General features: G+C 71.1%; 32 protein-coding genes. 16 read left to right on the top strand and 16 right to left on the bottom strand.

Annotation, left to right across the window (positions count from 1 at the left end):
- Positions 1–44: 44 nt before the first annotated feature.
- Entirely contained in the window at positions 45–1652 is a 1608-nt protein-coding gene (locus ACRSBM_RS13555; protein WP_434443500.1) for a PucR family transcriptional regulator, read from the top strand.
- Here the strand turns inward: ACRSBM_RS13555 and ACRSBM_RS13550 are convergent.
- Positions 1600–2466, bottom strand: a complete 867-nt coding sequence (locus tag ACRSBM_RS13550) for a LysR family transcriptional regulator (protein ID WP_434443498.1) — start codon at positions 2464–2466, stop codon at positions 1600–1602. The two genes, ACRSBM_RS13555 and ACRSBM_RS13550, sit on opposite strands and share 53 nt — an antisense overlap.
- A 69-nt stretch (positions 2467–2535) precedes the next feature.
- Here ACRSBM_RS13550 and ACRSBM_RS13545 point away from each other — a divergent pair, with 69 nt between their 5' ends.
- The gene (locus tag ACRSBM_RS13545) at positions 2536–3126 is read left to right on the top strand and encodes a short chain dehydrogenase (RefSeq protein ID WP_434443496.1); all 591 of its coding nucleotides are present in this window, start codon (positions 2536–2538) and stop codon (positions 3124–3126) included.
- Here ACRSBM_RS13545 and ACRSBM_RS13540 read toward each other — a convergent pair.
- Positions 3114–3701 (bottom strand): TetR/AcrR family transcriptional regulator, encoded by a 588-nt coding sequence (locus ACRSBM_RS13540; protein WP_434443494.1) that lies wholly within the window; start codon positions 3699–3701, stop codon positions 3114–3116. The two genes, ACRSBM_RS13545 and ACRSBM_RS13540, sit on opposite strands and share 13 nt — an antisense overlap.
- 104 nt (positions 3702–3805) lie before the next feature.
- On the opposite strand from ACRSBM_RS13540, the gene ACRSBM_RS13535 reads away from it, so the two are divergent.
- The 4 genes from ACRSBM_RS13535 to ACRSBM_RS13520 all read left to right on the top strand — a co-directional run bounded on the left by ACRSBM_RS13535 (position 3806) and on the right by ACRSBM_RS13520 (position 8858).
- Positions 3806–5329: an MDR family MFS transporter gene (locus ACRSBM_RS13535; protein ID WP_434453070.1), complete on the top strand. Its 1524-nt coding sequence runs from the start codon at positions 3806–3808 to the stop codon at positions 5327–5329.
- A gap of 13 nt (positions 5330–5342) precedes the next feature.
- Positions 5343–5825 (top strand): universal stress protein, encoded by a 483-nt coding sequence (locus ACRSBM_RS13530; protein ID WP_434443493.1) that lies wholly within the window; start codon positions 5343–5345, stop codon positions 5823–5825.
- 227 nt (positions 5826–6052) lie between these two features.
- Positions 6053–8356 (top strand): glycosyl hydrolase family 95 catalytic domain-containing protein, encoded by a 2304-nt coding sequence (locus ACRSBM_RS13525; RefSeq protein WP_434443490.1) that lies wholly within the window; start codon positions 6053–6055, stop codon positions 8354–8356.
- Between the two features lie 40 nt (positions 8357–8396).
- Positions 8397–8858 (top strand): hypothetical protein, encoded by a 462-nt coding sequence (locus tag ACRSBM_RS13520; RefSeq protein WP_434443487.1) that lies wholly within the window; start codon positions 8397–8399, stop codon positions 8856–8858.
- Between the two features lie 63 nt (positions 8859–8921).
- Here ACRSBM_RS13520 and ACRSBM_RS13515 read toward each other — a convergent pair whose 3' ends face one another.
- Positions 8922–9926, bottom strand: coding sequence for a LacI family DNA-binding transcriptional regulator (locus ACRSBM_RS13515; RefSeq protein WP_434443484.1), 1005 nt, complete (start codon positions 9924–9926; stop codon positions 8922–8924).
- A gap of 99 nt (positions 9927–10025) precedes the next feature.
- Here ACRSBM_RS13515 and ACRSBM_RS13510 point away from each other — a divergent pair, with 99 nt between their 5' ends.
- The 4 genes from ACRSBM_RS13510 (at position 10026) to ACRSBM_RS13495 (ending at position 14259) form a co-directional block, all read left to right on the top strand.
- Positions 10026–11882, top strand: coding sequence for a discoidin domain-containing protein (locus tag ACRSBM_RS13510; RefSeq protein ID WP_434443481.1), 1857 nt, complete (start codon positions 10026–10028; stop codon positions 11880–11882).
- Positions 11883–11923: 41 nt separating this feature from the next.
- Complete coding sequence (locus ACRSBM_RS13505) at positions 11924–13735, top strand: ricin-type beta-trefoil lectin domain protein (RefSeq protein WP_434443479.1); 1812 nt, start codon at positions 11924–11926, stop codon at positions 13733–13735.
- A 97-nt stretch (positions 13736–13832) separates the two neighbouring features.
- Entirely contained in the window at positions 13833–14075 is a 243-nt protein-coding gene (locus ACRSBM_RS13500) for an acyl carrier protein (RefSeq protein ID WP_434443476.1), read from the top strand.
- 40 nt (positions 14076–14115) lie between these two features.
- Positions 14116–14259, top strand: a complete 144-nt coding sequence (locus tag ACRSBM_RS13495) for a hypothetical protein (RefSeq protein WP_434443474.1) — start codon at positions 14116–14118, stop codon at positions 14257–14259.
- Between the two features lie 70 nt (positions 14260–14329).
- Here ACRSBM_RS13495 and ACRSBM_RS13490 read toward each other — a convergent pair whose 3' ends face one another.
- Positions 14330–15115 (bottom strand): UbiA family prenyltransferase, encoded by a 786-nt coding sequence (locus ACRSBM_RS13490; RefSeq protein ID WP_434443471.1) that lies wholly within the window; start codon positions 15113–15115, stop codon positions 14330–14332.
- A gap of 3 nt (positions 15116–15118) precedes the next feature.
- Between ACRSBM_RS13490 and ACRSBM_RS13485 the strand changes: the two genes are divergently transcribed.
- The 4 genes from ACRSBM_RS13485 to ACRSBM_RS13470 are packed head-to-tail and all read left to right on the top strand — an operon-like array spanning position 15119 to position 18890.
- A complete protein-coding gene (locus tag ACRSBM_RS13485) occupies positions 15119–15886 on the top strand; it encodes a methyltransferase domain-containing protein (protein WP_434443468.1) in 768 nt (255 codons plus the stop codon).
- Between the two features lie 3 nt (positions 15887–15889).
- On the top strand, positions 15890–17032 hold the full coding sequence (locus ACRSBM_RS13480; protein WP_434443465.1) for an acyl-CoA dehydrogenase family protein: 1143 nt from the start codon (positions 15890–15892) through the stop codon (positions 17030–17032).
- Positions 17029–18066 carry a type III polyketide synthase gene (locus ACRSBM_RS13475; protein WP_434443462.1) on the top strand — a complete coding sequence of 346 codons (1038 nt, stop codon included), beginning with the start codon at positions 17029–17031 and terminating at the stop codon, positions 18064–18066. Before ACRSBM_RS13480 ends, ACRSBM_RS13475 begins: the two co-directional genes overlap by 4 nt.
- Positions 18067–18068: 2 nt before the next feature.
- Positions 18069–18890 (top strand): SDR family oxidoreductase, encoded by an 822-nt coding sequence (locus ACRSBM_RS13470; protein ID WP_434443460.1) that lies wholly within the window; start codon positions 18069–18071, stop codon positions 18888–18890.
- On the opposite strand, the gene ACRSBM_RS13465 is transcribed toward ACRSBM_RS13470, so the two are convergent.
- The gene (locus ACRSBM_RS13465) at positions 18879–19373 is read right to left on the bottom strand and encodes a DUF2231 domain-containing protein (protein WP_434443456.1); all 495 of its coding nucleotides are present in this window, start codon (positions 19371–19373) and stop codon (positions 18879–18881) included. The two genes, ACRSBM_RS13470 and ACRSBM_RS13465, sit on opposite strands and share 12 nt — an antisense overlap.
- A gap of 70 nt (positions 19374–19443) precedes the next feature.
- Here ACRSBM_RS13465 and ACRSBM_RS13460 point away from each other — a divergent pair, with 70 nt between their 5' ends.
- Entirely contained in the window at positions 19444–19761 is a 318-nt protein-coding gene (locus ACRSBM_RS13460) for a hypothetical protein (RefSeq protein WP_434443453.1), read from the top strand.
- On the top strand, positions 19758–19922 hold the full coding sequence (locus ACRSBM_RS13455; RefSeq protein ID WP_434443450.1) for a hypothetical protein: 165 nt from the start codon (positions 19758–19760) through the stop codon (positions 19920–19922). Before ACRSBM_RS13460 ends, ACRSBM_RS13455 begins: the two co-directional genes overlap by 4 nt.
- A gap of 109 nt (positions 19923–20031) precedes the next feature.
- Here the strand turns inward: ACRSBM_RS13455 and ACRSBM_RS13450 are convergent, their stop codons facing one another.
- The 11 genes from ACRSBM_RS13450 to ACRSBM_RS13400 form a co-directional block, all read right to left on the bottom strand.
- On the bottom strand, positions 20032–20304 hold the full coding sequence (locus ACRSBM_RS13450; protein ID WP_434443448.1) for a hypothetical protein: 273 nt from the start codon (positions 20302–20304) through the stop codon (positions 20032–20034).
- A gap of 60 nt (positions 20305–20364) precedes the next feature.
- A complete protein-coding gene (locus ACRSBM_RS13445) occupies positions 20365–20655 on the bottom strand; it encodes a hypothetical protein (protein WP_434443445.1) in 291 nt (96 codons plus the stop codon).
- 4 nt (positions 20656–20659) lie between these two features.
- Positions 20660–20911, bottom strand: a complete 252-nt coding sequence (locus ACRSBM_RS13440) for a hypothetical protein (protein ID WP_434443443.1) — start codon at positions 20909–20911, stop codon at positions 20660–20662.
- Between the two features lie 5 nt (positions 20912–20916).
- Entirely contained in the window at positions 20917–21813 is an 897-nt protein-coding gene (locus ACRSBM_RS13435; protein ID WP_434443442.1) for an MBL fold metallo-hydrolase, read from the bottom strand.
- Complete coding sequence (locus ACRSBM_RS13430; protein WP_434443440.1) at positions 21810–22430, bottom strand: DUF3618 domain-containing protein; 621 nt, start codon at positions 22428–22430, stop codon at positions 21810–21812. The genes ACRSBM_RS13435 and ACRSBM_RS13430 overlap by 4 nt, the downstream gene beginning before the upstream one ends.
- On the bottom strand, positions 22406–22822 hold the full coding sequence (locus ACRSBM_RS13425; protein WP_434443437.1) for a phage holin family protein: 417 nt from the start codon (positions 22820–22822) through the stop codon (positions 22406–22408). The genes ACRSBM_RS13430 and ACRSBM_RS13425 overlap by 25 nt, the downstream gene beginning before the upstream one ends.
- Positions 22809–23474, bottom strand: coding sequence for a hypothetical protein (locus ACRSBM_RS13420; RefSeq protein ID WP_434443435.1), 666 nt, complete (start codon positions 23472–23474; stop codon positions 22809–22811). The genes ACRSBM_RS13425 and ACRSBM_RS13420 overlap by 14 nt, the downstream gene beginning before the upstream one ends.
- A 210-nt stretch (positions 23475–23684) precedes the next feature.
- Positions 23685–23864 (bottom strand): hypothetical protein, encoded by a 180-nt coding sequence (locus ACRSBM_RS13415; RefSeq protein ID WP_434443434.1) that lies wholly within the window; start codon positions 23862–23864, stop codon positions 23685–23687.
- Between the two features lie 22 nt (positions 23865–23886).
- A complete protein-coding gene (locus ACRSBM_RS13410) occupies positions 23887–24309 on the bottom strand; it encodes a DUF6292 family protein (RefSeq protein ID WP_434443431.1) in 423 nt (140 codons plus the stop codon).
- 81 nt (positions 24310–24390) lie between these two features.
- Positions 24391–24807 (bottom strand): hypothetical protein, encoded by a 417-nt coding sequence (locus ACRSBM_RS13405; RefSeq protein WP_434443428.1) that lies wholly within the window; start codon positions 24805–24807, stop codon positions 24391–24393.
- Positions 24808–24880: 73 nt separating this feature from the next.
- Positions 24881–25903 carry a TDT family transporter gene (locus ACRSBM_RS13400; protein WP_434443425.1) on the bottom strand — a complete coding sequence of 341 codons (1023 nt, stop codon included), beginning with the start codon at positions 25901–25903 and terminating at the stop codon, positions 24881–24883.
- Between the last annotated feature and the right edge of the window lie 19 nt (positions 25904–25922).

The raw sequence follows: 25922 nt of genomic DNA, 5'->3' as shown, positions 1-25922 counted from the left end.
AGACGGAGTGGATTCCTCTGTAGACCGTTGGCAGGGTGGTGGACATGAGCCCGCGAACAGGCCTCACCCGCGTGCTGGACGACCTGGGCACCACGTTGATCGACCTCGTGCGTGGCGACCCGGGTCGATCGGCGGACATCGGCGGTGTGGTGATCCACGACCCGCACGACGACCAGGCGCTGCCGCCGTCCGCGCTGGTGCTGGGCGTCGGGGTGCGCGAGCCGGCGGAGATCCTCGACCTGCTGGGCAAGGAGGGGGCCGCCGCGCTCGTCGTGCGCGGCCCCGTCGTGGTCACGGACGAGATCGCCGCCGCCGTCGACCGCTCCGGCGTGGCGCTGCTCGGCCTGGCACCGGGCGCGTCCTGGACGCAGCTGGCCGCGATGCTGCGGTCGCTGCTGGCCGAGGGCGAGGTCGACCCGTCCGAGACCCTCGGCGGGGTGCCGGCCGGTGACCTGTTCGCGCTGGCCAACGCGGTGGCGTCGCTGATCAGCGCCCCGGTGACGATCGAGGACCGCAGTTCGCGCGTGCTCGCGTTCTCCGGGCGCCAGGACGAGGCCGACCCGTCGCGCGTCGAGACGATCCTGGGCAGGCAGGTTCCCGCGCGTTACTCGCAACTGCTGGAGGCGCGAGGGGTGTTCCAGCAGCTCTACCGCAGCGACCAGCCCGTCCTCATCGAGGGCCTGCCCGCCGACGACGGCACGTTCTGCCTGCCCAGGGTCGCCGTGGCGGTCCGGGCGGGCGACGAGTTCCTCGGCTCGATCTGGGCCGCCGTCCGTTCGCCGCTGTCGCCTGACACGTCCGCGGCCTTTTGCGACGCGGCCAAGCTCGTGGCGTTGCACATGATGCGCCAGCGGGCGGGCGCCGACGTCGAACGGCGGTTGCGCGCGGACCTGGTCTCGACCGCAGTGGAGGGTGGGCAGGGCGCGGCCGAGGCGGTGCGCCGGCTCGGGCTGGCCGACCAGGCGTGTGTGGTGCTGGCGCTGGCGCTGGCCCACTCGCACGGCGACGACCCGGCCGCCCACGCCCGGCTCCTGGCCGAACGCCAGCAGATCGCCGACGCGCTCGCCATGCACCTGACGGCCGTCCACCCGCGCGCGGCCGCCGCGCTGATCGGCGACGTCGCCTACGCGATCCTGCCCGCCGAGTCCGAGGACAGGGCGTTGCGGATCGCGACCGACTTCCGCAACCGCATCGGCGGCCACGTGCTGGTGGGGGTCGGCGAGATCGCGGACGGCCTGACGCTGTCGCGGTCCCGTGCCGGTGCCGACCTCGTGCTGCGGGTGTTGCGGGCGGGTCGTGCCTCACTGCCGGTGGCGCGCGTGTCCGATGTGCACAGTGAGGGGTTGTTGCTGGAGCTGTCGGACCTGATCGCCGAGCGCGGTGACACGGTGAACGGGCCCGTCGCGCGGCTGATCGCCTACGACCGCAAGCACAGCGCGTGCCTGGTCGAGACGCTCGGCGCGTGGCTCGACGCGTTCGGGGACGTGGCTGCCGCTTCTGCCGCCGTCTTCGTGCACCCCAACACTTTCCGGTATCGGCTGCGGCGGTTGTCGGAGGTCGGGGAGATCGATCTCGGCGATCCGGACGCGCGGTTCGCGGCTATGCTCCAGCTCCGGTTGTGGCGGCCAGGTGGCGCCGCGCCAGTGCGATGAACGCATCGGTCGACGGGTGTGCCGCACCGGACGGCCACGCCAGGTGCACGGTGATCGGTTCAGCGTCGGTCAGCGGCAGGTAGGTGATGCCGGGCTGCGGGTGGTGGTGGCTGGTGCCGGCCGCCGTGACACCGACCGTGGCCCCTGTCGCGATGGACGTCAGCCACTCGACCACCCCGGGTACGTCCACGGTGCGCGGGCGTGCCCCGGCAGGCCAGAGGTCGGCGCTGGTCGTCGCCGCGGTCTCGCACACAGCGACGCACTCGCCCACCAGGTCGTCGAGCACCAGGGCGCCGCGGGCCGCCAGCGGGTGGTCGTCCGCGACCGCCGCGATGCGGGGCTCCTCGATCAACGCCACGTGATCGATGCCCGACCGCGCCGGGCTGGTGCGCAGGACGGCCACATCCGCGTCACCGCGCCGCAGGGCCGCTTCGGGATCGTCGAACCGGCGGATGCGCACGAGCACGTCCGGGTGCTCCGCGCGCCACTCCCGCAGGAACGGGACGGTGAACCTGCCGAGCGCCGCCCAGGCGAAGGTCAGCCGGATGGGCTGGGGACGTACCGCTTCCGCCAGGGCCGCGTCCAGGGAGGTGAGGAGACGGTGGCTGTGCTCCCACAGGCGCCTGCCGGGGTCGGTCAGGGCGACGTGGCGGGTCGTGCGTTCCACGAGCCGCACGCCGAGGCGCCGCTCCAACTGGTCGAGCGTGCGGGACAGAGCGGGCTGCGTGACGTGCAGCGCCTGGGCGGCCGCGGTGATCGACCGGTGGTCGCCGATGGCGGCGAGGGCTCGCAGGTGACGCAGCTCGACATTCATGACCGCCGATCATAAGTGCTGCACGAACGGCATTTCTCATGGGAGAGGTGCGCACCTAGCGTCGAAGGCATGAGGATTCTGCTCGTAGGAGCGACCGGCATGCTGGGCACGGCCGTGCACCGGGTGCTCGTCGAACGCAAGCACGACGTCGTGACCGTCTCACGTACCGGAGGCGACCTGCAGTACGACGTGACCGACCCGGCCCAGGTGACCGAGCTCTACCAGACCGTCGGCCAGGTCGACGCCGTCGCGTCGGCCGCCGGGCACGTGCCGTTCCGGCCGTTCGGCGAGCTGACGATCGCGGACTACCAGGCGGGGGTCACCGGGAAGGTCCTGTCCCAGGTGGCGCTGGTCAGGGAAGGACTCGCGCACGTCACCGAGTCGTTCACGCTGATCACCGGCGTGCTCGCGCGCGAACCGATCGTCACCGGTGCCGCGGCGGCCCTGGTCAACGGTGCGGTGGAGGCGTTCGTGCGCGCCGCCGCCATCGAGATCGCGCCGCAGCGCGTCAACGCGGTCAGCCCGACGGTCTTCACCGAGTCGCTCGACGTCTACGGCGACTTCTTCCCCGGCATGAAGCCGGTGCCGCTGGCCGACGTCGCGCGGGCGTACGTCCGGTCGATCGAGGGCAGGCAGACCGGGCAGGTCTACGTGCCCTGAACGACCACGCGGCTCAACAGCCGGTCCACGAGGCCAGGCAGTTCCTCGTCCCCGGCACTCTCCAGCCAGAGCGCGATCCCGGTGCGCACGGTCGTGAGGAACGTCGACGCCATCAGCCGCGCCACCTCCGCACCCAGTTCCGGCGTGCGAGCGACCAGCACGGCGGTCAGGTCTCGTTCCAGCGCGACCTGGTCGCCCGCCTGGCGGGCGATCAGCGACGGGTGCCGGCGCAGCAGCCGCAGCTGGGCCATCCACTCGACGTCCGGCAGCGGCCGGGAGCGGTACAGCTCGGCCATGGCCCCGCGCAGGGCCTGCCAGGATTCCTCGTCACCGGGCCGGGCCCGCACCAGGGCGAGCAACGTCCTCATCCGCTCGCGGTCGGCGTCGAGGACCGCGTCCTCCTTGCTGGTGAAGTAGTTGGAGAACGTCCTGCGCGAGACCCCCGCCGCGTCCGCGATGTCCTCGACCGTCACCCCGTCGAGGCCGCGTTCCATCGCGAGCCGCAGCGCCGCGCCGGCGAGCGACCGCCGGGTCACCGCCTTCTTCTGCTCACGGAGCGTGGTGAGGGTCTCCATGCGATCAGCGTAACCGTGGAGTAAGTTGCTCATTGCGCAAATTTGCACGACGCGCAAGAATTAGGGTGACGAAGGGGCGGGACGTGAAGATCGAGACTCAGGCGATGGGGCACCGGCAGGTGCTGGAGTCGCTGTCCGGGCTGCTGCTCGCGCTGTTCGTGGCCATGGTCAGCTCCACGGTGGTCTCCACCGCGCTGCCGCGGATCATCGGCTCGCTGAACGGCACGCAGACGCAGTACACCTGGGTGGTCACCGCCACCCTGCTCACGGCGACGGCCACGACCCCGATCTGGGGCAGGCTGGCCGACCTGTTCAACAAGAAGACGCTGGTCCAGGCCGCGATCGTGATCTTCGTGATCGGCTCGCTACTCAGCGGCTTCGCCCAGGACACCGGACAGCTCATCGCCGCCCGCGCGTTCCAGGGCATCGGCGTCGGCGGCCTGCAGGCGCTGGTGCAGGTCGTGATCGCCGCGATCATCCCGCCGCGCGAGCGTGGCCGCTACAACGGCTACCTCGGCGCGGTCATGGCCGTCGCCACGGTCGGCGGCCCGCTGCTCGGCGGTCTCATCGTCGACGTGTCGTGGCTCGGCTGGCGCTGGTGCTTCTGGGTCGCCGTGCCGATCTCCGTGCTCGCGTTCGTCGTGCTGCAGGCCACGCTGAAGCTCGAGACCGTGCGCCGCGAGAACGTCAAGATCGACTACCTCGGCGCCGCGCTCATCGCCGCGGGCGTGAGCGTCCTGCTGATCTGGGTCTCGTTCGTCGGCAACTCGTTCGACTGGCTGTCCTGGCAGACCGCGGCCATGGTCGGCGCGGGCGTCGTGCTGCTCGGCATCGCCGTCGCCGTAGAGCTGCGGGTCAAGGAACCCGTCGTGCCACTGCACATCGTCGTCCAGCGGACCCCCGCGCTGGCGATCATCGCGAGCCTTTCCGTCGGCATGGCCATGTTCGGCGGCGCGGTGTTCCTCGGCCAGTACTTCCAGATCGGCCGCGGCTACTCCCCGACCGAGGCGGGCCTGCTGACGATCCCGCTGATGGCGGGCGTGCTGGTGTCGTCCACGATCTCCGGCCGCATGATCAGCCGCACGGGCCGGATCAAGCCGTACATCGTCGCGGGCACGATCATCCTGGTGCTCGGCTTCGTCGGCCTGGGCTTCGTCGACCACGCGACCGCGCTGTGGATCGTCGGCGTCGCGATGGCCGTGGTGGGCATCGGCGTCGGCCTGACCATGCAGAACCTCGTGCTGGCCGTGCAGAACAGCGTCCCGTTGAGCGAGCTGGGCGCCGCGAGCGCGTCCGTCACGTTCTTCCGCTCGCTGGGCGGCACCATCGGCGTCTCGGTGCTCGGCGCGGTCCTCGCCAACCGGGTGACCGCCGACCTCTCCGCCGCGCTGCACGTGCCGGTGGGCCAGTCGACCGGCAGCACCAGCGCGTTGAACCTGCAGGCCCTGCCGCCCGAGGTGCAGACGATCGTGCACACCGTCTACGGTGACGCGACGGCGCACATCTTCCTGATCTCGGCGGCGGTGGGCGTGATCGGCATCATCGCGGCACTGCTGCTCAAGCCGATCACGTTGCGCACGACGATCGATCTCGAGAAGACGGAAGCAGACTCAGTGGTCGCGCGATAGCCGAGGGGGAACGATGAGCGCCGGCCCCAACGCCTTCGAGTCCACAGTGGACTACTTCGGTCCCGCTCCCCTGCCGTCGTCGCGGACCATCGTGGTCGGCGTCGACGGCTCCGACACGGCGATGCGCGCCGCGGCCGCCGCGTTCGGCCTGGCCCGCCGCCAGAGCGCCCGGCTGGTCGTCGCGTTCGTGGCGTGCCACTCGTCCCTGGCGGCACTGAGCCCGGCGGCGGCGTCGGTGTTCGAGTACGAGGCGACCTCCATGCTCCACGCCGAACTGAGCGACCAGGCCCGGTCGGCGGCGGAGGAGCTGGAGGTGCCGGTGACGTTCGTGAAGGCGTTCGGCGATCCGTACACGGTGCTGCGCGACTCGGCCGACCAGTGCCAGGCCGACATGGTCGTGGTCGGTGCCTCGCGGCAGACGGGGCACCGGTTCGCGGGCTCGGTGGCGACCCGCCTGATCAGGTCGGGGCACTGGCCCGTGCTCGTGGTGCCCTGAACCCCACACACCTCGGACGACCGTCTTTCGCGCTCATCGCGCCGGAGGCGGTCTCCTCGCTTCTAACAGCGGATTGGCCGATCTGGTCGCAGACCACCCGCTCGGCAGGGTTGCCATAGATCGGATGACTGCTACGGTGCGTGGGAGGTTCCTCGACGGCGGCCCGGGCAAGGGATGCGGGTCTCGTCCCTGCCCGGTTCCCCTGACCCCTGCCCAGGAGCACCACGATGACGACTCGTCGCGCCTTCCTGAAGGCCACCGGCGCGGTAGGACTCGGAGCGATGGTTCTGCCCACCTTCTCGGCCCACGCCGCTCCCCGGCGGCCCGCGGGCAATCCCCTCCACCCCACCCCGACGACCCTCTGGTACCCGGCTCCCGCCGACGAGGCGAAGATCATCGAGCAGGGCCTGCCGATCGGCAACGGCCGCCTCGGCGCGCTCGCCGGCGGCGGCGTCGAGAAGGACTTCCTGTACCTGACCGACGTCACGCTGTGGACCGGCGAGATCAACGACACCCCCGACGGCGACGGCCAGCTCCCGTACGACCCGACGCACTTCGGCACGTTCTCCCTGCTGGCCAAGCTCTGCGTCGAGATGCTCGGTCACGCCGGCGCCACCGAGTACCGCCGCGAGCTCGACCTGAGCAACGGCCTGGTCACCACCAGGTACACCCACGGCGGCAGGCGGTACCGCCGTGAGATCTTCGCGAGCCACCCCGACGACGTGGTGATCGTCCGCCTCGCCGGTCCCGACCAGTCCGGCACGATCTCCCTGGCCGGCGCCCACGGCGAACCGACCACCGGCGACGCCGCGCACACCGCCGCCGTCTTCACCGGCTCGTTCGCGAACACGCTCGCCTACAGCGGGGTCGTGACAGCGTTCAGTCCTGATGGGACGGTGCAGGTGGACGGCGCCACGCTGTCGTTCACCGGCTGCTCGGACCTCGTGATCGTGTTCTCCGGTGGTACCAACTACGTCCCGGACACCTCGATCGGCTTCATCGATCCCCTGGCCGAACCGGCCGCGATCGCCCTGGAGAAGGCGGCGGTCCGCGCCGGGGCCGACGCCCTCGTGCGCACGCACGTCGCCGACTACCGCGAGAAGTACGACCGCCAGAAGGTCGACCTCGGCCGCTCCACCGACGCCCAGCGCGCGATGGACACCTGGACCCGGTTGCGGGCACGGGCTGCGAGCACCACCCCCGACCCGGAGCTGGAGGCGAGCTACCTCCAGTTCGGCCGCTACCTCGCCATCACCGGCTCGCGCGACCACCTGCCGATCAACCTGCAGGGCCTGTGGCTGTCGAACAACAACCCGGACTGGTACAGCGACTACCACACCGACATCAACATCCAGATGAACTACTGGCTCGCCGACCGGGCCGCGTTGCCGGACACGTTCGACGCACTCGCCAACTACTGCGTCGCACAGCTGCCGGCGTGGACGAACACCACCCGGTCGGTCTACCAGGACCCGCGCAACAGGTTCCGCAACACCAACAACCGCGTGGCCGGCTGGGCGGTCGCCTTCTCCACCAACATCTACGGCGGCAGCGGCTGGTGGTGGCACCCCGGCGGCAACGCATGGCTGTGCATGTCGCTGTTCGAGCACTACGAGTACACGCTCGACCGCGACTACCTGGCCAAGATCTACCCGTTGCTCAAGGGCGCCTGCGAGTTCTGGGAAGCGCGCCTGGTCGAAACCCCGCAGGGCCTGGTCGACGACCACGACTGGTCGCCCGAGCACGGCCCGCAGGACGCGCGCGGCCTCACCTACACGCAGGAGCTGGTGCACAACCTGTTTGGCAAGTACCGCATCGCCACCGACGTGCTGCGCCGCGACCGGGCGTACGGCCGCAGGATGTCGGCGTTGCGGGACCGGCTCTACCTGCCGGAGGTCAGCCCCAGGACCGGCATGCTGCAGGAGTGGATGTCGCCCGACGACCTGGGCGAGACCACCCACCGCCACCTGTCACCGCTGGTCGGTTTCTTCCCCGGCGACCGCGTCAACCGCGACGACTCCCCCGCCGCGCTGATCGAGGGCGTCGAACAGCACCTGATCACCCGCGGGATGGAGAGCTTCGGGTGGGGCCTCGCCTGGCGCGCGGCCTGCTGGGCCAGGTTGAAGGACGCGGACCGCGCCTACGAGCTGGTTCTGAAGGTGATCCGGCCGTCGGTCGACCACGCGAACGGCACGGCGCCGAACTTCTTCGACATGTACAGCTTCGGTGACAGTTCGACGTTCCAGATCGACGCGAACCTCGGCGCCCCCGCCGCCATGCTGGAGATGCTGCTCTACGCACGCCCCGGCGTGATCGAGCTGCTGCCCGCACTCCCCGACGCGTGGCGGACGGGCTCGGCCACCGGCATCGGTGCCCGCGGCGGCTTCAGCGTCGACCTGGCGTGGCAGGACGGCAAGGTCACCAGCGCGACCGTGCGCAGTGTCGGCGGCACGGAGACCGAGGTGCGGTCCGGTGGCTGGACGAAGCGGATCAGGCTGAGGAAGGGCCAGTCGGTCACGCTCCGGCCGTGACGTGACCTGTTGGTGGTCATCGGTCTTCTAGGATCGGCCGGTGACCACGAACCCTGCCGAAGTCAGCCTGACGAGCCCGCGTTCCGCTCTGGCTCAGCGTGTGCTCGCCGGGGTCACGATCGCCGCGACGGCCGCGGGCATGGTGTTGTTCGCCTTCTCGGACGAGCCGTGGTGGGCGATCGCGTTGTGGGAGCTGGGCATGCTGGTGGTCGTCTTCCTCATGCTGGCGCTCTGGGCCACCGCGACCGAGTCCGCGAAGGAAACCGTCGCGTTGCGGGCCTCCAGCACGACCGTCGCCGGCGAGATCCTCGACGGCTCCGTGTACGAGGAAAGTGACGACATCACGTACGAGCTCACGCTCTGGATCCCGCTGCCGGACGGCGGTTTCCAGGTGCGGCACCGGTGCAGCCACCACGTCTGCAGCGCGGCCGCCAAGCGCGGGGACGGACAGCTCACCGTGCTGGTCGATCCGAAGGTGCACACCTGGGCCGTCGTGCATTAGCGGTGTGGCGGACGAAAGGTCCCCGTGTGCCGGGACTTCGGTGCCGGCTCCGGGCGCGGGATATCAGGGCGCGGCGGTGGAGTCCCTGATCACCAGCGTCGTCGCGAGCTCGATGTGCAGCGCCTCGGGCTGATGGCCGTCCAGCACCCGCATCAGCTGCGTGACGGCGATCCGCCCCATCTCGCGCAACGGTTGCCGCACGGTGGTCAGCCTCGGGTCGGTCGCCTCGGCCAGGTCGATGTCGTCGAACCCCGCCACCGACAGGTCGTGGGGCACCCGCAACCCGCGTTTCCGCGCGGCCTGCAGGGTACCCACCGCGACCTTGTCGTTGAAGCAGACGATCGCGGTGGGCCGGGGTGACAGGTCCAGCAGCTCGGCCGCGGCCCGCCTGCCCTGCGTGGTCGTGGGTTCCACGTGCCGCAGGCGGTCCGGCGTGAGCAGCACCCCCGCCGCGGCGAGGGAGGCGCGGTGGCCGGCGAGGCGTGCGTCCCCCGCGAGCCACTCCTCCGGTCCCGCGATCACCCCGATGTCGCGGTGCCCGAGCGCGATCAGGTGATCCGCCACCGCACGCGCCCCGGCGAAGTGCGCGGCCGACACGGACGCGATGTCCGGCAACGGCAGGACTCTCGGGTCGACCACGACGAACGGGAAACCCGCCCGGGACAACGCGACCAGCTCCTCGCCCTCCTCCGGCGGCAGGATCAGGATCGCGGCGTCGACGTCGGCCTGCGCCGCCAGCCCGCGCAGTGCGTCGCTGTGCTGGCCGGACTCCCCCGCGTCGAGCACCAGCCGCAGCCCGTGCAGCTTCAGCGTGTCCGCGATCGAGGAGACGATCAACCCGAAGTAGTCGGTGAGCACGTACGGGCACCGAACGTAGACGGTCCTGAGCCTCGCCGGCGTCTCCCGCCGGCGCCGTTCGATGGCCTGGAGCACCAGGTCACGGGTCCGCGGCGCCACGTTGACGTGATCGTTCAGTACGCGGGACACGGTCGCGACGGACACGCCCGTCTCCGCCGCGATGTCACGGAGACTCGCGCGCTGTTTCACGTCTTCGATCTTGCGTTGCACCAGGTCAATGTACCGGAAATCATCCAGACCATTGACCGTCGCGACAGCCGGGTGTTTCATCCTGAAAGCTGACTTTTCACAGTGATGGATGGGTGTTACATGAGACGAACCGCGATCGTGGCCCTGGTGCTCGGACTGACCGCCGTGCCGGCGGCCGAGGCGTCCGGCGGGCCGCAGGTACGCGTCTGGGTCACCACGCCGGATCGGGCGGAGCTGATGCACGAACGCCCGCGCGTCCGGTTCGGCACCGGCGAGTCGGCGCACCCGACGATCGTGGTCGACCCCGGCCGCCACTACCAGGAGGTCGACGGGTTCGGCGCGTCCATCACCGACTCCTCCGCCGAGGTGCTCGCGGGCCTGTCCCCCGCCGTCCGCGCGGACACCCTGCGCTCGCTCTTCGACCCGGTGCGCGGCATCGGCGTCAGCTTCCTGCGCCAGCCGGTCGGCTCGTCCGACTTCACGGCGGCGGACGAGCACTACACCTACGACGACGTCCCGGCCGGGCAGACCGACTTCGCCCTGCGGCACTTCAGCATCCGCCATGACGAGGCGAAGATCCTTCCGTTGCTGCGCGAGGCGAAGCGGCTCAACCCGCGGCTCAAGGTCATGGCCACGCCGTGGAGCCCGCCGGCATGGATGAAGACCAACGACTCGCTCGTCGGCGGTCAGCTCAAGGACGACCCGAAGATCTACGACGCGTACGCGCGCTACCTCGTGAAGTTCGTGCAGGCGTACACGAGGGCGGGCGTGCCGATCGACTTCCTGTCGGTGCAGAACGAGCCGCAGAACCGCAAGCCGGATGCCTACCCCGGCACGGACATGCCCGTGGCCGCCCAGATCAAGGTGATCGAGGCGCTCGGCCCGAAGCTCAGGGCGGCCAGTCCGCGCACCAAGATTTTGGGCTTCGACCACAACTGGGCCACGCACCCCAACGACGGCACGGCCGAAGCCGACTATCCCTACCAGGTCCTGCGCAGCACGGCCGCGAAGTGGGTCGCCGGTACGGCCTACCACTGCTACTACGGCGACCCGAGCGCCCAGACGGCGTTGCACAACGCCTTTCCCGACAAGGGGATCTGGTTCACCGAGTGCTCGGGCTCCAAGGGAGTCACCGACCCGCCGGCGAAGGTCTTCAGCGACACCCTGCGCTGGCACGCCCGCAACGTCGTCCTCGGCACCACCCGCAACTGGGCGCGCAGCGCGGTCAACTGGAACATCGCGCTCGACAGCACCGGTGGCCCGCACAACGGCGGCTGCGGCACGTGCACCGGCCTGGTCACCGTGCAGCCGGACGGTTCGGTGGTCGCCGACGCCGAGTACTACACCATCGGTCACCTGTCGAAGTTCGTACGGCCCGGCGCCCGGCGGATCGCCAGCACGTCGTTCGGCACCACCGGCTGGAACGGTCAGATCATGGACGCCGCGTTCCGCAACCCGGACGGCTCCACGGCCCTGGTGGTGCACAACCAGCACGACGACCCGCGCTCGTTCGCGGTCAACCTCGGCGACCGCACGTTCGAGTACACCCTGCCCGGCGGCGCGCTGGCGACGTTCACCTGGACCACCCAGTACCGCGGCAGGCTCGACCTCGTGCCGCTGACCGGCGCCACCGCCTCCCCGGACGGCGCGCTCGCCATCGACGACGACGCCTCGACCCACTGGTCCACCGGCGCGGCCCAGGCTCCCGGCCAGTACCTGCAGGTGGATCTGGAGCGGCGCAGGGACTTCCGCCGCGTCGCCGTGGACTCCGGCGGCAACCTCGGCGACTACGCCCGCGACTGGGCGCTCTCGGTCAGCGACGACGGCACGTCCTGGCGCCCGATCGCGTCGGGCGCGGGCGTCAGCCAGCTGACCACCATCGACGTCCGCCGCACGAGCGCGCGGTACGTCCGCATCACCTCCACCGGCGCCGCGAACAACTGGTGGAGCATCGCAGATTTCCGCCTCTACAACTGAAAAGTCACCGAACGGGCGCCCAACCCCTGCAAGGAGCGCTTATGTCAACGACGACAGAACGCCGGCGCGGCATCGCGATCGTCGCGGCCGTCGTGACGGCGGGAAGCATCCTGGTGTCTCCCGCCGCCACCGCGGCGACGAACGCGAGCGTGTGGCTCACCACCGCGGATCGGTCGAACCTCCTGCGCCAGCAGGGAGATGTGACGTTCGGCTCGGGCGGCAGCGGTCCGACGATCACCGTGAACCCGAACTCCACCCACCAGTCGATGGTGGGTTTCGGCGCGTCGTTCACCGACTCGGCGGCGTGGAACATCTTCAACTCGCCGCGCCGCAACGAGATCATGCACAACCTGTTCGACAGGAGCACCGGCATCGGCCTGAGCTTCCTCCGCCAGCCGATCGGCTCGACCGACTTCTCCCGCAGCTTCTACACCTACAACGACGGCGCGGCGGACCCGACGCTCTCGCGGTTCTCCATCGCCCACGACAACGCCTACATCATCCCGCTGCTGCAACAGGCCAAGCAGCTCAACCCGCAGATCGCCGTCATGGCGACGCCGTGGAGCGCCCCGGCGTGGATGAAGAACAACAACAGCCTCATCCAGGGTTCGCTCAACGACGGCCGGATCGGCGTCTACGCCGACTACCTGGTCAAGTTCGCGCAGGCGTACCAGGCCGCCGGCATCCCGATCGACTACCTGAGCGTGCAGAACGAGCCGAACTTCGAGCCGCCGGGCTACCCCGGCATGAGAATGTCGGCGCAGCAGCAGATCAACGTCATCAACACGCTGGTGCCGAAGCTGCGCGCGGCCGGAGAACAGGCGCGCGTCCTCGGCTACGACCACAACTGGGACGACACGAGCTATCCGCAGACCGTGAACAACGGCGCGGGCGGCAACGTGATCGGCTCCGCGTGGCACTGCTACGCCGGCAACCCGAGCGGTCAGTCCGTAGTGAAGAACAACCAGCCGGGCAAGGACATCTTCTTCACCGAGTGCTCCGGCACGCGGTCCGCCGACGACGCGTCGACGTTCCGCGACACGTTGCGCTGGCAGGGCATCAACCTCGCGATCGGCGCCACGCGCAACCACGCGCGGTCCGTGGCGATCTGGAACATGGCTCTGGACAACAACAACGGCCCGGTCATCGGCAGCTGCACCAACTGCACGGGCGTCGTCAGGACCAACGGCAACGACGTCACCTACAACGCCGAGTACTACGTCCTCGGTCACCTGTCGAAGTTCGTCCGGCCCGGCGCGGTCCGCATCGACTCGACCGGCTACGGCGAGGGCGGCATCCAGAACGTCGCCTTCCGCAACCCGGACGGCCGGATCGTGCTCGTCGCCCTGAACTCGGGCGGTCAGCAGGACTTCCGCGTCTCCTACGGCGGCCAGACGTTCGGCTACCACCTCCCCGCCGGCGCGATGGCGACGTTCACCTGGCCCGGCACGCTCGACCCTCCGCCGACCGGCGGGACCGGACCGATCACGGGCCTGGGCGGCAAGTGCCTCGACGTCACCGACGGCTCGACCGCGAACGGCACCCTGCCACAGATGTGGACCTGCTTCAGCGGCCCGAACCAGACGTGGACCCTGGCCGCGGACGGGACCGTGCGCGGCCTCGGCAAGTGCCTCGACGTGACCGGGAACGGGACGGCGGACGGCACGGCGGTCCAGTTGTGGGACTGCTTCGGCGGCCCGAACCAACGGTGGACCGCCTCCAACGGCGCCCTGGTGAACGCCGGCAGCGGCAAGTGCCTGGACGTGACCGGCAACAACACCGCCGACGGCGCGAAACTGCAGATCTGGTCCTGCACGGGCGGGGCCAACCAGAGGTGGACCGTGCCCGCGTAGTGCCGGGTCGGCCGGTGCCCGATGCCCGACCGAGAAGCCAGGTTCGACTCGGTTTTCCTGGGTATGTCCCCGTACAGACGACCCACGGGAGGCAACGATGGCAACCGGCGAAACCGGCTTCGACGACGTCACCTACGACCTGATCTCCGTGCAGTACCACTCGCTCAAGGCCGGGCACGACTACGGTCAGTACGTCCGTGACGCGGACAACGCGGGCCGCCAGGACATCGCGGACTTCTTCCGGCAGGTGATGGAGGAGGACTCCGCTCGCGCCCGGCAGTGTCACGAGTTCCTCAAGGGCCTGTCCGGAACGGGTGAATCGGGGCCCGCCGTCACCTGATGGTGTGCATGAGGTCGTGCCGCTCGGGTAACCGGGCGGCATGACCGACCCACTGAACCCGGAAGCACCGCACTCTCCGGGAACGCCGAGCCTCGACGACCTGAACGTCGAGGAACCCGAGATTCCCGAGGGGGCGGAGCGCGAGCAGGAGGCAGGGGAGGTCGCGAGCGAGCCTCCGGACTGACCGGACACGATCCGTTTGCCGGGTCAGGTCACGGGTAGCCGAGGCTCACGCTCGGCAGGGGTGCCCGGCGTCAGAGCTCCACTCCCCCGGTGATGATCAGCAGGACGACGTCGACGACCGCGACCGCGAGCAACGCGTTGAAGTTCGCCCGCGACCCCGGACGACGGCCGCGCACCCTGCCGATCACGAGGATCACCACCGACAACGGCACCGCCACCAGTCCCGCCGCCGTGACGGGACCCGGCGGACCGAACGCGAGGACCACTCCGGTGATCGCCGCCAGCGCGGCCGCTGCCCCCGCGCTGGCGGCCCCGCCGAGCCGGTGCGGCAGTCCGCGCACGCCGGTGGCGGCGTCGTCCTCCAGGTCCGGCAGCACGTTGGCGAAGTGCGCGGCGCTGCCCAGCAACGCGGCCGCCGCGATCAGCCACAACGGCGGCCAGTGCGAACCCGGCCCGCCGAGCGTGATGAACGCGGGCAGCAGTCCGAACGAAAGCGCATACGGCGCAACGGAGAACGCGGTGGCTTTCAGACCCAGGTCGTAAGCCCACGCCGAGCACAGCATGACGACGTGCACCAGGGTCGCGTCCACACCGGACAGCAACGACAGGCCGATCGCCGACACGGCGGCCACCACCGTCGCGACGGCCACCGACCGGCGGGACACCACACCGGCGGCCACCGGTTTGCCGCTCCTGCCGACGCTCGCGTCCCGGTCCGCGTCGAGCAGGTCGTTGAGCCAGCCGACCGACAGCTGACCCGCCAGCACCGCCGCCGCGACGGCGACGAGACCGCCCGGCGCCCTGCCGGTGGTCACGGCGAGCGCGGTGGCGACGACGGTGACCGCGAGAGCAGGCAACGGATGACAGGAACGCGCGAAAGCTCCGAGGCGGCCCATGGATCTTCATCCTGCCAGCCGCGGACCACTCCGCAGATCGATCTTGAACCGAACGATCCGGAGCTCTACGAGCGGCTCGCCGACCAGTGGTGGCGGCCGCACGGCCCGTTCGTCATGCTGCACTGGCTCGCCGCCGCTCGCGCGGAACTGGTCCCGCCGCCCGCGCGTCCAGGCGCCGTCCTGGTCGACCTGGGGTGCGGAGCGGGACTGCTCGCTCCCCACCTGCACGGCTACTTCCACATCGGAGTCGACCTTTCCCAGGAAGCCCTGCGCCAGGCCGGAACGCACGGTGTGCACCCGATCCGCGGCGACGTGCTCGCGGTGCCGCTGCCGGACGGGTGCGCCGATGTCGTCGTCGCCGGCGAGATCCTCGAACACGTGCCCGACCTGCCCGCGGCGGTGGCGGAGGCGTGCCGGTTGCTGCGTCCCGGCGGCCTGCTGGTGCTGGACACGCTGGCCGCCACCGCACTGTGCCGGTTCGTGGCGATCACCCTCGCGGAACGCCTGACCGGCCTCGCTCCCCGTGGGGTGCACGATCCCGCGCTGTTCGTCGACCGGAAGGCGTTGGTGCGCGAGTGCGCCCGCCACGGTGTGCGCCTCGCGTTGAGGGGTATCCGCCCGTCACTGCCCGGTCTGCTCGTGTGGTCGGTGCGCCGCGAACGTCCTGTGCGCATGGTGCCGACCGCGATCACGGCGGCGCTCTTCCAGGGCGCCGGCCGCAAGAAGGGATGAAACTTGGACCTCCACTCGCTGGCCGACCGCCTGTCCGGCCGGGCGTCGAAGTACGACGTGTCCGGGGACTTCCCCGAGGAGGACTTCGCCGACCTGCGTGAGCAGGGACTGCTCGGTCTCATGGTGCCGCGCCGTCTCGGCGGCGCAGGAGCCACGTTCGCCGAGTACACCGACGTGGCCGTGCGACTGGGCAGCGGCGCTGGTGCCACCGCGCTGATCTTCAACATGCACGCGTCCGTCACCGGCGCGCTCGCACACACACCGGACGATCTCGTGCGGCAGTTCGGAGCCCCCGAAAGCTTCTTCGCCTCCCGCGACCGGGTGCTGGAGGCCGCGGCCCGCGGGTCGCTGTACGCAGTGGCGATGAGCGAGCGCGGCGTCGGCTCGCGGCTGTCGAAGGTGCGGACTTCCTACCGGCGAACGGATTCCGGGTTCCGGATCACCGGTGACAAGACGTTCGTCTCCGGGGCGGGCCACGCCGACGCCTACCTCGTCGCGGCCAGGGACAGCACGTCCGACGAGCCGAAGGTGTCCTACTTCCTCGTCCCCGCCGGACCCGGCGTCGAAGTCCAGCCGACCTGGGACTCGCTCGGCATGCGCGCCACCGCGAGCCACGACCTGCACCTCGACGTCGAGGTCGGCGAGGACGCGCTCGTGGGTGGCATCGAGGGCGCCGCGCTGCTGCTGGCCCAGGTGATGCCGCAGTGGCTGGTCGCCTCCTACGCCGCCGTGTACGTCGGCGTGGCCCAGGCCGTGCTGCGGCACGGTGCCGAGCATCTGCGCGAACGCGGGCTGCACACCCTCCCGATGGTCCGCGCTCGCCTGGGTCGCGCCGACGTGCAAGTGGCCGCGGCGGAACTCGTGGTCAGGAAGGCGGCCGGGCTGGTGACCGACGACCCCGGCAGCCCGGAGACGAACCGCTGGGTGTGGCGGGCGAAGCTCGTCGCCGGTGACACGGCCGCCGCGGTGGCGTTCTCCGTGCTGGAGGCGGCGGGAGCGTCGGCCACCCGCCGCGGGCACCCGCTGGAACGGCTCTACCGCGACGCGCGGTGCGGTGCCCTGCAACCGGCCACGTCCGACGTCTGCGCCGACTGGCTCGGTGCCTGCGCGCTGGGAGACAACCCGGATGAGGTGGCCCGCTGGTGACCGCGCACATCGCCGCGATCGGCACCGCCCTGCCCCCCGCCGTGGAGCAGAGCACCCTGTGGGACAACCACTTCCGCGATCTCCTGGAAGGCAGCAGGGCCGCCGGGCGGATCTTCGCCGCCGCCGGGGTGCGGCGCAGGCACGCCGTCGTCAGCCCGCTGGACCACGACGTGTCGGCGTGCACGACCGGCGAGCGGATGCGGCTGTACCACGAGAACGCGGAACCGCTGGGGCACCGGGCGGTGACCACGGCCCTCGCCCGCGCCGGTCTCGACGCCGCCGACATCGGCCAGCTCACCGTCGTGTCCTGCACCGGCTACACCGCGCCGGGGCTGGACGTGCAGCTGGCCCGGTCGCTGGAACTGGCGCCCGACGCGCAACGGCTGCTCGTCGGGCACATGGGGTGCTATGCCGCGCTGCCGGCGCTGACGACGGTCGCCGACTTCGTCACGGTCCACCGGAAGCCGGCGGTGCTGCTGTGCCTGGAACTCACGTCGCTGCACGTCCAACCGTCCATAACGGACGTCCAGCAGATCGTCTCGCACGCGCTGTTCGGTGACGCCGCGACCGCGCTCGTCGTCCGGCCGGACCACGGCAGGCTGGAGGTCGTCGCCACCGGGGCCGTCACCGATCCGGCCACGGCGGACCACATGACGTGGACGGTGACCGACCACGGGTTCCGGATGACGCTGTCCCCGCACGTGCCCGAGGTGCTCGGCAAGCACGTGCGGCACGCCGTCGAACGCCTGCTCGCGGACCACGGCCTCACCGTGCCGGACGTGCGCGGGTGGGCGGTGCACCCCGGCGGGCCGCGCATCCTCGACACCGTCGGCCACGAGCTCGGCCTCGGCGCGGACGCGCTCGAACCGTCCTGGCGGGTGCTGCGCGAACACGGCAACTGCTCGTCGGCGACCGTGCTGATGGTGCTCGACGAACTGCTGCGGACCGCGGCGCTGCGACCGGGCGATCCGGTGGTGGCGCTGGCGTTCGGTCCTGGACTGACCCTGTACGTCACGCTGCTGAGCGCGAGGTGACCATGGAATCGTTGGTGGGCAAGGTCGTCCTCGTGACGGGAGGGTCGGCGGGCATCGGCCGGATCACCGCCCGGCGGCTTGCCGGGCACGGCGCCCTGGTCGCGATCTGCGGCCGCGACCGGCAACGGCTCGACGCCGCTCTGCGCGAGATGCCCGGTGCGTATGGAATGTGCTGCGACGTATCGGATCCGGCCGACCGCTCGCTGCTCATCCGGTCGGTCGTCGAGCGGTTCGGCAAGATCGACGCGCTCGTGAACAACGCGGGGCAGGGCCGCGTCGGCAAGCTCGCCGAGCTCAGCGCGGAGCAGGTCGAGAGCCTCGTCGCGGTCAACTTCACCGCGGTCGCGGAGCTGACCCGGCTGGTGCTGCCGTTGCTCGGCGGGCAAGGGCACGTGGTGATGGTGTCGTCGATCGGCGCGTGGGTTCCGGTACCGCCGTTGTCCCTGTACTCGGCTACGAAGGCCGGCGTGCTGGGACTTGCCGTCGGTCTGCGGAGGGAGGTTCCGCGCGGGGTGAAGGTCCACGCGGTCTGCCCGGGACCGATCCGCACCGAGTGGCTCACCCGGGACCTGGACGGCAGGCCGTCCGAGCGAACCGCACCGCGACGCCTGTCCGCGGGCGCGAAGCCCGAGAACGTCGCCCGCGCGGTCGAGAGGTGCCTGACCGCGCGGACGTCCCGGACCGTGGCCGTACCGCGCTGGTGGGAGATCGCGCGACTGGGTTCGCTCGCTCCCGTCAGCCGAGTGCTCGACGTCGTGGTCGCACCGGCCTCGACGGTGATCGTCCGCGCCGCGAAGCGTTACGGCAGAAGGCTATCGTCCTGATGCGGCCACACCGCTCAACGAACTGGGCGCGTCGGGGTGAGCGTCCTCCTCGACGCTGATGCCGAGCCGTTCGACCAGCTCACCACCGAGCCACCCGCCCAGACCGCCCGCGAGCACACCCAGCCAGGCCGCGACCAGCGCGGGCCACTGGGGCGTCCAGCCCTGCTCGGCCAGCCGCAACGTCCAGCTCACCGCGAACAGCACGAGCACCACGGCGTTCACCAGCCCGTGCAGCAACCCGATCCGCCGGGCACGGGTGCCCGGCGGGGTGACGAGCCACCAGTCGAGCCAGCCCGTCGCGGCCGTGACCACACCGAGCAGCACGCCCGCGGCGATCAGGTGGGCGGCGGTGAAGGCGAAGCTCGCCCGCTCCGTGATCAGGTACAGCACGTCGAAACCGACCGAGGTGGTCAGCAGGCCCAGCGGGAAGACGATGAGGATCGGGTGGACGGCGTGGCCCGCGGCACGCACACGGCTGCGCATGGGGGTGCTCCCTTCCGAAGAGCGGCTGGATCAGGCGTACCCAGTCCGTGCAGCGGATACCCCCTGTGACATGAACACCGACGAACTCCGGCAGTTCGTCCTCGACCGCCTGGACGAGGACGAGCGGCGCCTGGCCGACGACCAGTTGCCACTGCTCGACGAGGCCGAGGGCCGGGGCAGGCTGCGCATCACGCGCTCCGACGACGGCACCGGCCTGCTCCTGCTGCCCGGCCCGATCCAGGCGGCCGAGGAACGGCACCCCGTGCCGTTCGGCGAGAAGGTCGCCCTGCTGCGCGCCGAGGTCGAGCACACCTCCGACGAGGCGGTGCTGCGGCTGCTCGCCGAGGCCTTCGACACGCACCACGACTGGCAGGAGGAATGGCGATGACGACGCCGGAGCCGGACGAGGTGACCGCCGAGAGCGAGCTGGAGGACGCCGACATCGGCGGTGAGCACACCCGCCCGACCTATGCCGACGAGAACCCCGGTGGCCCGCACCGGGGGCGCGACGAGTCCGAGCCCCACGACGAGGGCGGCATGGACCAGTAAGCCGGGCTGTCCGCAGTATGCCGACACCCCAGGGCCGTCTTCGCCGACCACAACCGCGGCACCCACAACAGCGGCAGCCGCGACAGCCCGGCCCCACGACCGCGAGCGGTCAGGCGCGCGCCGCCACCACGGCCCGGCGGCCGGGCAGGGACCCACGCGCCGCCGTCAGCAGCATCCGCGCCTCCATCACCTCGCCGTACTCGAGGTGTTCATCGGCCGCCGCCACGTGCTCCAGGGCGAGCAGGGGCGCGTCCGGCGCATTCGCCACGGCCTGCGCGAGGCACCTGCGCGCCTGCTCGGCCTGCTCGGCGAGGTCCCCTCCACCCGTGGCACGGAGGAGAACGAGAGCGTCGCAGATCGCCTGGTCGAGTGAGCTGTGCATGGTGATCCGCCTTCGGGACAGTCGGGGACGCGGTGCGCCGACTGCTTGACGCGGTCCCGGCTACCCAGACCTCCGGTGTGCCAAACGCGCAGGGCGGCGCCGTTTAGGACGGGTCGCCGCCGTGCAGCGCGGGCACATCGCCATCACCGGAGCGGCCGCGGTGTCGTTGATCCACACCGCGTCGACCCACAACACGCCGGGAAACCGGTCGAGCCGGGCGCGGCTCAGCGGCACGCCGCACAGCGTCTGGTTCTGGCCGGGCCACCAGGCGTGGACGTCGCCCGAGGGCATACGGGTGCCCTCGTCGTCCCGCCAGCTGCTCGACGCGGCCACGGCCGGGGTGACGGCCATCCCGTCAGCCTCCCCGGTTGTCCACGGCGGAGCTCAGGGTGGCGGCGGCCTCGGCGAGCTCGTGGTCGGTGACCGGCTCCCCGCCGAGCCGTTGCAGCAGGTCGGTCTTCGACACCACGGGCAGCGCGCCGCGCAGGGCCTCATCGGCGAGCTCGTCGCGGCCGGCCACCACGTAGCGGCCCTCGACGAGCACCAGCGTCGCCTCCGGGCGCGTCGACTCGAGCAGGAGTTTGAGGTCGTTCACGGGAACGGGCATGTCGCTCAACCGTCCTCGGCGTAGCGGCCGCCGCCGTCCAGCCCGGTGCCCGGACGTTCGACGTGGTCGTGTTCGGGTTCGGTCACAGCAGTCTCCTCTCGTGCCGCGGTCACTCCGCCGAACCGCAACGTGTCGCCGCGGGCCACCACCTGCACGTCGAGTCCGGCCGGGCGGCGCGAGATCTCGGCGGTGAAGTCGGACAGCGGTGACTTCATGACCCCGTACTCCTCGTAGTGCACGGGAACGGTGGTGCGCGGGGTGAGGATCTCCATCAGATCCATGCCCTGCCTGCCGTCCATGGTGAGCAACACGCCCAGCACCTTGGTGCCGCCCAGGTGCAGCACCGCGAGGTCGATGTCGTCGAACCGCTCGCGGATCTGGCGCAGCGCGGGGTGCACCAGCGTGTCGCCGCTCAGGTAGACGCGCAGCGGGAGCACGCCCGCCGCCTCCCGGTACTCGATCATGGTGCCCATGACGGGAGGCAGCAGGCGGCCCAGCGGTCCCAGCGCGTGCCTGCCCGGCAGCGAGGTGACCGTCAGCTTCGCCGCACCGCGCGTCAGGGCGACGGTCTCCCACGTCCGCAACGGCGCGGCTTCGGTGAACCCCCTGCGCGCCAGCCGCTTCGCCGCGTGCGGGGTGGTGAACACCGGCAGGTCGCGCGCCAGTTCACGGCTCGCCACCCGGTCGAAGTGGTCGCCGTGCAGGTGGGAGAGCACGACGGCGTCCAGCTCGGGCAGGTCGGCGATCTCGATCGCCGGATCCGTCAGCCTGCGCGACACGACTCCCTGACCGATGTGGGTCCACTGTCCTCTGTGGAGGAAGTTGGGGTCGGTCAGCAGCGTGAACGGCCCGAGCCGGAGCACCGTCGTGGCGTTCCCCACGAAGTGCAGCGAACCGGTCATTGACCGGAGAGCCGCTGACCCGACTCGCGGGCGTGGCCGCCGACGTCCTGCGCGGCCTCCTTCGCGTGCTGCGCCGTGGATTGCGCGGCGTCCGTGGCCACCTGCTTGACCTGACCGGCCGCGTCGCTCACCGAGGACTTCACGTCCCCCTTGAGGTGCTGCGCCGACTCCGCCATCGCTTCCTTGGCCGGTTCCACGACGTCGCTGAAGCTGTCGGAGAGTTGCCGCACCGCCTGCTGCTCGGCGTCGGTGCGGGGCAGCACGGCCGCGAGCAGCAGGCCGCCGCCGAACGCGATCAGCCCGGCCGCGAGAGGACTGCCCTGCGTCTGCTGGGCGACCCGCTGCGGTGCTTCCTGCACCGCGTGCGCGGCCTGCTCCGCGCGTTCCGCGACGGCGTGTCCCGTGCCTTGTCCGTGTTCCCGCACAGCCGTCGTGGCATCCGTGGCGGTGCCCATGACTCGCTCCTTCATCGAGACCAGTCCCTGCTTCACGCCGCGGACGCGGCGCTGGGCGATGTTCCGCGGGTTCGCGTGGTCGACCAGCCGGTTGGCGTCGGACCGCAGCTCGCCGCGAGTCCTTTCGATGTCACGCCTTATTTGGTCGGGTGTTTCGCCCATTCCGCGTCCTCCTTCAAGGTTTCGACGGTGCGTTCGGGCTTCGGGTTGACGGTGCGGAGCTTCGCGCGCCCGCTGGAGTAGAGGACCGCGCCGGTGATGCCCCACAGGGCGGCGACGATCAGCGCGGCCCAGCCCAGCGGCATGATCGCGCCGAGCGCGAACACCAACGCGAGGCTGAGCAGCACCGTCGTCAGGTAGCCGGCGAACCCGGCGGCGGCGAGCATGCCCGTCGCCTTGCCCGCCTTGGCGGCCTCCTGCCGGATCTCCGCCTTGGCGAGCTCGAGCTCCTGCCGCATCAGCTTGGACAGGTCACCGGTGAGCTCACTGACGAGATCGCCCAGCGACTCCCCCGCGGTGTCCACCTGCGACGGCGGCATCTCACGGCTCGACATGCGGCACCCCCGGCGGGGGAACGTTCGGCGTCCGCGGCGCGCCATAAGCAGGCGTCGGTACGTCGTTGTACGCCGGAGCCGGCGGCTGCGCGTAGTCCGGCGTCAGGCCGGCCCGTTCGGACGCCACCGGCACGACCCCGCCCTGCGACGACTGCCGGCCCTGGTCCTGGCCCTGGCCACCACCGGTCGCGCTCTTCGCGACCCGGCCGACCAGGAACCCCGCCACGACGGCACCCAGCAGGAACGCGCCGGGCTTGCGCCGGGCGTAGTCCCGCGCCGAGTCGAGCAGACCCTGCGCACCCCGTTCGTCGAGGAACCTCGCCGCCTGCCTGCTCGTGTCGGCGGCACTGCGGATCGCACCCGCCGACATCGAGTCCGGCGACGCGGTGCTCGCCATCTCACCCAGTTCGTCCGCGATGCGGCCGAGCTGCTTCGACACCCGCGTCGCCTGCTGTTCCGCTTCCGCCGCAACGCGTTCCCGCACGTCCGCAACGACGTGGCGGGCCTGGTCAGCGGTCTCCCGGGTCACGTGGGTCGCCTGGTCTGCGACGGTGCCGCGGACCTGGCCGGCAGCGTCCTTGGCGTGCTGCGCGACCTCGGAGCCCTCGTCCCGGGCCGCCGTGCGCACTCCACCCATCTGGTTTTCGGTCACGGCTGACTCCTCAGCTCGTAGTCGTGTGCTGGCCATCGAGCTACCCGCCACCGGGCACCGCAAACGAGGCTGCCGCAACGAACCCCGGGAATGGCCGGAAGCCGCGACGCGCTACCCGCCGCAGCGGGCGCGAAACCCCTCGACCGTGGAGAAACGTGTGGCCCTGCAACCGAATTCGGTTGCAGGGCCACACGTCGTGCGATGGAACGTTCAGCCCCTGTCGGGGTCGTCGGAGACCGAGTAGTCGGAAATCCCGACGTTGCCCGTGGGGTTCGGTTCGGGATGGGAGGAGCCGGAGCCACTGCGCCCCGGCACCGTGTCGTCGCTGTTGGTGCCGGACTCCTCCAGCGAGGTCCGGCTCGCGTCGTCTTTCTGCCGTTCAGTGCTCATGAGGAACGGCTACCCAGTCCGCTCAGGAAAGAACGCTGCCCCGCGGCGGCGGCACGAACGCGGCGAAGTCGCGGTTGGCCTGCGCCTGCTCGCGGCGGAGCAGGCCTGTCACCCAGTGGACCACCGCGGCGGGCGCGGGCCGTGGGTCGCCGCCGAGCCTGGCCACCTCGACGAGTTCGCCGCGACGGTCCTCGACGGCCGCCGACCAGCCGTTCAGCTCGTTCCACAGCAGCGCCACGTCGTGGTCGGGGAAGTCCGGCAGGCGCCCGTCCAGCGCCAGGTACGCCCCCACCCGCGGCTCCGTCTCGACGACCGAGCTGTCACCGCGCAGTCCGAGACCCAGGACGACCTCGCCGACGTACTGCCGCGCCTGGCGGGCCACGGTGTCGTCGAAGTCCTCGTCGAAATCGATGCCGATGCCGTCGATGCTCATCTCGCGGTCCATGGCTGCTGTGCCTCCGTCCGCCAACACCACCTCATCCCCGAGCAGATACCCCTGCGGGGTGTGCGGCAAACCTCGCAGGCGCTATGAGTTCCGCACTATGAGGCCGCGAACGGTGAGAACTGTCGCCTCAGGCGCCTCCGGCAGGACGAAATCCACCTCAGCGCACTCGAAGCCCCCGCCCGGCCCCGAGGTCCACCGCGCGTCCTCGACCGCGGTCAGCCGGACCTTCCCGCCGGGCTGCGTCACCGACGCCTCCAGCGGAACGACGAGGTCGCGGCCTGCCTGCTTCGAGTCGCCGGCCTGCGCCAGCACCACGGTGCCGCCGTCCTCCGGGCCGCCCGCGTCGGGCAGCTCGGCGACCAGCCGCACACCGGTCAGCCGCACGGAGTCCCCGTCGTGCTCGACCTGGCACTCGCCCTCGAAGTCCAGCACCATCGCCTTGGACCGCAGCGTCACCTCGGTCCCCTCGGATCGGGCCCTGCCCGCAGTGTCGACCATGCGATCCGCCTACCCGCGCTCGCGCCGCCGGAAACCCGATCACGCGGCCCTGCGGCGCGCCTCTACGCGCGCATCACCGTTGGAAAAGCGTACGAACGGCCACAGTCACCCACGCGAGCACCAGCACGCCGTAGAGCGCAACGGCGACGCCGGTGAACATCGGCGACGGGACCCTCGTGGCCAGGGCGCTCGTGCCGGTCACCAAGGTGCCGAGCGGGAAGACGAAGCTCCACCACGTCAACGCGAACGGCAGGCCGCGCCGGGCGGTCCGCACGGTGACGCTCGCCGCGATCGCCACCCACAACAGCGCGAACCCCCACGTGACCGTGCCGTAGAGGACGCCGAACGCGGTCTGGCCGGGCAGCACGGGCACACCGCCGAGCAGGTTCGCGGCCGTGATCGACTGGCCCAGCGGCCCGAGCACGATCCACAGCGTCGGCACGGTGGACGCCGCGCCCAGGCCATGCTGCACCAGCCGGTGCCAGATCTGCGGCACGATCACCAACGTCGCGAACAGGCTGACGCCGAACAACGCGTAACAGCCGAGCACCATGGCCTGCCTCGACGGCCCCTCCGGCAGGTGCTGGGCCAGCAGTGCGCCGGAGGCGGCGGAGACCATCGGCGGCACCACGGGCATCAGCCAGCCGGCGAACGCGCGTTCGCCGCTGCCGATCATCCGCAGCGGCACCAGCACCGAGGTCGCCAGCCCGAGCAGCGTGCCGGCCGTCCACAACGTCCAGTCAACGGCGAGCGCGGCGGGCAGCCCGATCCAGTCGCGGCCGAGCAGCAACGCCCCGGTGCCGACGGTCATCAGCGCCATCGGCGGCGCGCCCCAGAACTGGGCCATCACGGGATCGGCGACCTGCGCGCGCACGGTCGCCCACGTCCAGCGCCGGAGAGCCGCCGCGACCAGGAAGACCAGCAACGCGGCGTCGAGCGCCCACACGACCGTGGCCGGGCTGCGCAGACCGGGCATCGAGGCTCCGGCGACGGCGATAATCCCGGTGCCCATCACGGCGGCGAAGAGGTTCGGGCCGAAGGGCGCCGCTCGTCGCACCTCGGGGGCACGGTGTGGGTGAGGTGCGAGAGCGGTCACGACATGACACTCCTCGTGC

It is taken from the genome of Lentzea xerophila (genome assembly GCF_051094245.1).
GTDB lineage: Bacteria > Actinomycetota > Actinomycetes > Mycobacteriales > Pseudonocardiaceae > Lentzea > Lentzea xerophila.
This window is presented reverse-complemented; position numbering and strand designations above follow the sequence as displayed.